The organism is Corallococcus llansteffanensis, from assembly GCF_003612055.1.
GTDB classification, from domain to species: Bacteria; Myxococcota; Myxococcia; order Myxococcales; family Myxococcaceae; genus Corallococcus; species Corallococcus llansteffanensis.
Genome location: NZ_RAWB01000783.1, coordinates 1 through 3,687, shown reverse-complemented (window position 1 = coordinate 3,687; position 3,687 = coordinate 1). Strand labels below are relative to the sequence as shown.

The following is a 3,687-nucleotide window of genomic DNA, read 5'->3' as shown; positions in this document are numbered from 1 at the left end:
GGCCGCAAGGGCTCCACGTCCAAGTCCTCCGCGCCCAAGTCCCCCGCGCCGCCCGCGAAGAAGAAGTAGGCGCGGGGCCGGCCGGGGCTACTCGACGATGAAGTCCGCGGCGGTGCGGCGCCGGCCGGCCACCACGGACACCACCGCGCGGCCCTGTCCCACGGCCGTCACCCGGCCCTCGGGCGACACCGTCACCACGGCGGAGTTGGAGCTGAACCACTCCAGCGGCACGCGGTCCAACACCGCGCCGTTGCGGTTGTACGCGCGCGCCTGGACCTGCACCGACTGGCCCTTCTTCTTGAACGTGTACGAGGTGAGGTTCAGCCCCAGGCGGGCGAAGTCCGGCGGCACCACCTGCACGGCGATGGCCCGGTTCAGGTGCCCCAGCGTCGCGGTGACGGTGGCCAGGCCCGCCGTCGAGGCGATGAGCTCCCCGTTCTCCACGTGCGCCACGGCCTCGTTGCTGGAGCGGAAGGTGGGCACTGCGTCGGGGATGACGTGGCCCACCTCGTTGCGCGCCACCACCTTCAGCTTGATGGTGCGCCCCATCTCCACGAAGTCCGCGCCCGGCGCGCGCACGTCCAGCGAGGCGAGGATGGTGAGGTCCAACGGCAGCGCCGCCTTCGCCCCTCCGCCTTGCACGCCGATGATGGTCTTGCCGGACTTGCGCGCCACCACCGTGCCGTCCTCCAGCACGGAGGCCACGTCCGGCGCGGAGCTGGTCCACCTCAGCCGTGCGTCCATCATCCGGCGCCCGTCCGCGTCCAGCACCGTGTAGTTCAGCGGAAGGTTCTGCCCCTGCGTGCGCAGGTAGCGCAGCTCGGGCGGCTCGAGGGTGATGGTCGTCGGCGACGGTCCGCACGCGCCGAGGACACCCAGCGCGAGGAGACCCAACAGGGAATGGGAGGGCAGGCGCAACGTCTTCACAAAGGCAGTCTTGGAACGGAAGGGGAGGAGCGGCAGTCTAACGACCCCTCACGCGACAGGCGGGAAAACCATGGCCGCCTGCACGCCTGCTGACACCTCCAGGCCCCTTCAGCGGCGAGTGGCCCGGCCCTCCATCGTCCCCAGCACCTGCGCGGCCAGGGCCTCGCCCTCCCGCCAGCCCGCGACCCGGGCGCGCTCCCTCGCCTGCTCCAGCCGCTCGCGCGCCTCCGGCACCCGGCCTCCCGCCACCAGCAACCGCCCGGCGTTGAAGTGGATGCGCGCCACCTCCTGGGCATCGCCTCCCTGCTCGGCGAGGATGAGCGCGCGCTCCAGCTCCGTGAGCGCCTGCGCCGGCTCCCCCGCGAGCACCCGCAGGCCCGCGAGCTGCGACAGGGCCCGCGCCTGCCCCACCGCGCTGGCCACCGACCGCGCCTGCTCGGCCGCGCGCGTGAAGGCCACCCGCGCCCGGTCCAGCTGCCCCAGCCGCTGCTGCAGCCGCCCCAGCAGCAGGTAGTGCTCCCAATAGAAGTCCGGCGCCCGCGCGGCCCGGTTCCCCATGCGCTGGAAGGCCCGCGCCAGCAGCTCCACCGCGGCCGTCGTCTCGCCCTTGGCCTCGCGCACCCGCGCCAGGTCTCCGAGGATGAGCGCTTCCACCTCCGGATCCGCGCTCGCCGGGCCCTGCGCCATGCTCAGGCGCACCTCCGCGTCCCCCACGCGCCCCAGCTTCAGCTCCGCGACGGCCAGCCGCCGCGCGGCCTCCGCCCACGTGCCGGGCGTCTGCATCACCGACACGCGGTCCAGCCACGGCGTCACCAGCCCGTCCACGGCCGCGGGCTCCACCTGGGTGAGACACCCCGCCGCGCGCGCGAGCACGCTCAACTGCCAGCGCACCACCGTCGCCGTCGCTCCGGGCGCCCGGCCCAGGGCCCAGCGGTAGAACTCCACCGCCGCGCGCCACTCGCCCCGCGCCGCGAACGCGTCTCCCGCCCGCTCGCACGCGGCCTGCGCGCCGGGCGCATCCGCCCCCAGCAGGTGGTCGGCCACCCGCACCTCGCGGGCCGGCTCCAGGGCGAAGGCCTCGCGCTCCAGCGTCTCCGCCAGCTCCTCGTGCGCGCTCCGCAGCTGCGAGGGCGACAACCGCTCGCGCAGCACCTGCCGCGCCTCCTCCCGCGTGAAGCGGAAGATGCCGGGCTGCTGGGGCACGGGCACCACCCACTCCGCGTCGTCGAGCACCTCCGCGCCGTCCGAGCCTGGCAGCGACGCCCGCACCAGCTCCGCGGAGAAGAGCGAGCCCTCCACCGCGGCGCGCTGGAGGAAGCGCAGCGACGCGGAGGGCAGCAGCTCCAGCCGCGCGCCCAGCACCTGCCCCAGGTCCTGGGGCAGCGCCGCGACGGACAGCGCGCCGTTGGTCTGGAAGCCCTCCTCCGTGCGCTGCAACACCCCCACCGCGATGAGCAGCCGCACCAGGGCCAGCGCGTGCGCGGGATTGCCTCGCACCCGGTCCCCCACCGCCCGCTCCAGCGAAGGCGACAGGGGCATGCCCAGGCTCGCGGTCAGCAGCGCGTTCAGCTCCGAGGACGACAGCCCCTCCAGCACCGTGGCCGGCAGCGACGCCAGGGCCGCGGGCACCCCGTCCACGTCCCCCGTGCCCACCAGCGCCACGCGGAGGTCCTTCGTCGCCAGCACCGTGGCGAGCAGCTCCAGCGACGTGCCATCCACGCGGTGCACGTCGTCCACCAGCAGCAGGAGCCCCGCCGGCTGCGCCACGCGCCGCAGCGCCTCCATCACCAGCCCGTCCCCCGCCGCCAGGTGTCCGCCCACCGGCGCGCCCCGCGCGAGCCTCCGCCAGAGCACCTGCGCCTCCGGTTCGGAGAGGCCCAGGCCCGACAGCGGCGGGGCCGACGCGTCCGCGCCCGACGCGGCGCGGGACAGCGCGACGAACACCGTGCGCCACAAGCCCAATGCGCCCGCGGAGCGGGGGTCGCCGCCCCAGGCATGCACCACCCGCAGCGGCGCGGCGCCCGCGGCCAGCTCCGCCACCGCCTCCAGGAAGCGGCTGCGTCCCACGCCCGTGGGGCCCACGAAGAGCCTCGCGCCGCCCTCGCCCCGGCGCGCCGAGTCCACCACCGCGCGCGCCTCGGCCAGCGCCTCGTCGCGGCCCACCAGCGACTCCACGCGGGCCGGGGGCGCGCCCGTCTCCACCCGCCACGCCGTGCCGCCGGGCAGCTCGCGCGACGCGCCGAAGCGCACGCCCCCCGCCTCCACCAGCAGCGCCTTCACCGAGGCGCCCACCAGCAGCTCCCCGGGCGCCGCCGCGTCCGTCAGCACGAGCGTCTGCTCCAGCCCCATCCCCGACAGGCGGGGGCCCTCCGCGTCCGGGCCGGTGCTCACGCGCACCACGCCGGACTCCAGCGCCCGGCGCACCGTCACCCCTGAAAGAGCCAGGTCCTCCGCGCAGCGAAGCGCCCGCGACGCATCGTCCGGGCGCGGCTGCGGCAGGCCGAACGGCAGACACCACCGCGCGTGCGACACGGCCACCGCTTCCACGTGGTGGCGCGCCGCCAGCGACAGCACCACCTCGCGCAGCCGGGCCGCGTCCGACAGCTCGCCCGACACGCCCAGCAGCGTGAGCCTGCGCATCAGCGCCTGCGCGTCCAGCGCGCGCATCTTCACCGTGGGGCCCGGGGGTTCGTCTCCCAGGGCCGGGGGTGCGTCGTCGTCCTCGCCTCCATCGGCGCGGGGCGGCTCCTCGGACAGCGC

At 76.0% G+C, this 3,687-nt stretch carries 2 protein-coding genes; both read right to left on the bottom strand.

Annotation, left to right across the window (positions count from 1 at the left end; all coding sequences use genetic code 11):
• Positions 1-87: 87 nt before the first annotated feature.
• The gene (locus D7V93_RS40100; RefSeq protein ID WP_120648298.1) at positions 88-927 is read right to left on the bottom strand and encodes an Ig-like domain-containing protein; all 840 of its coding nucleotides are present in this window, start codon (positions 925-927) and stop codon (positions 88-90) included.
• A gap of 108 nt (positions 928-1,035) precedes the next feature.
• Positions 1,036-3,687, bottom strand: a 2,652-nt coding sequence (locus D7V93_RS47555; RefSeq protein WP_120648297.1) for an ATP-binding protein, incomplete at its 5' end; no start/stop codon positions are given.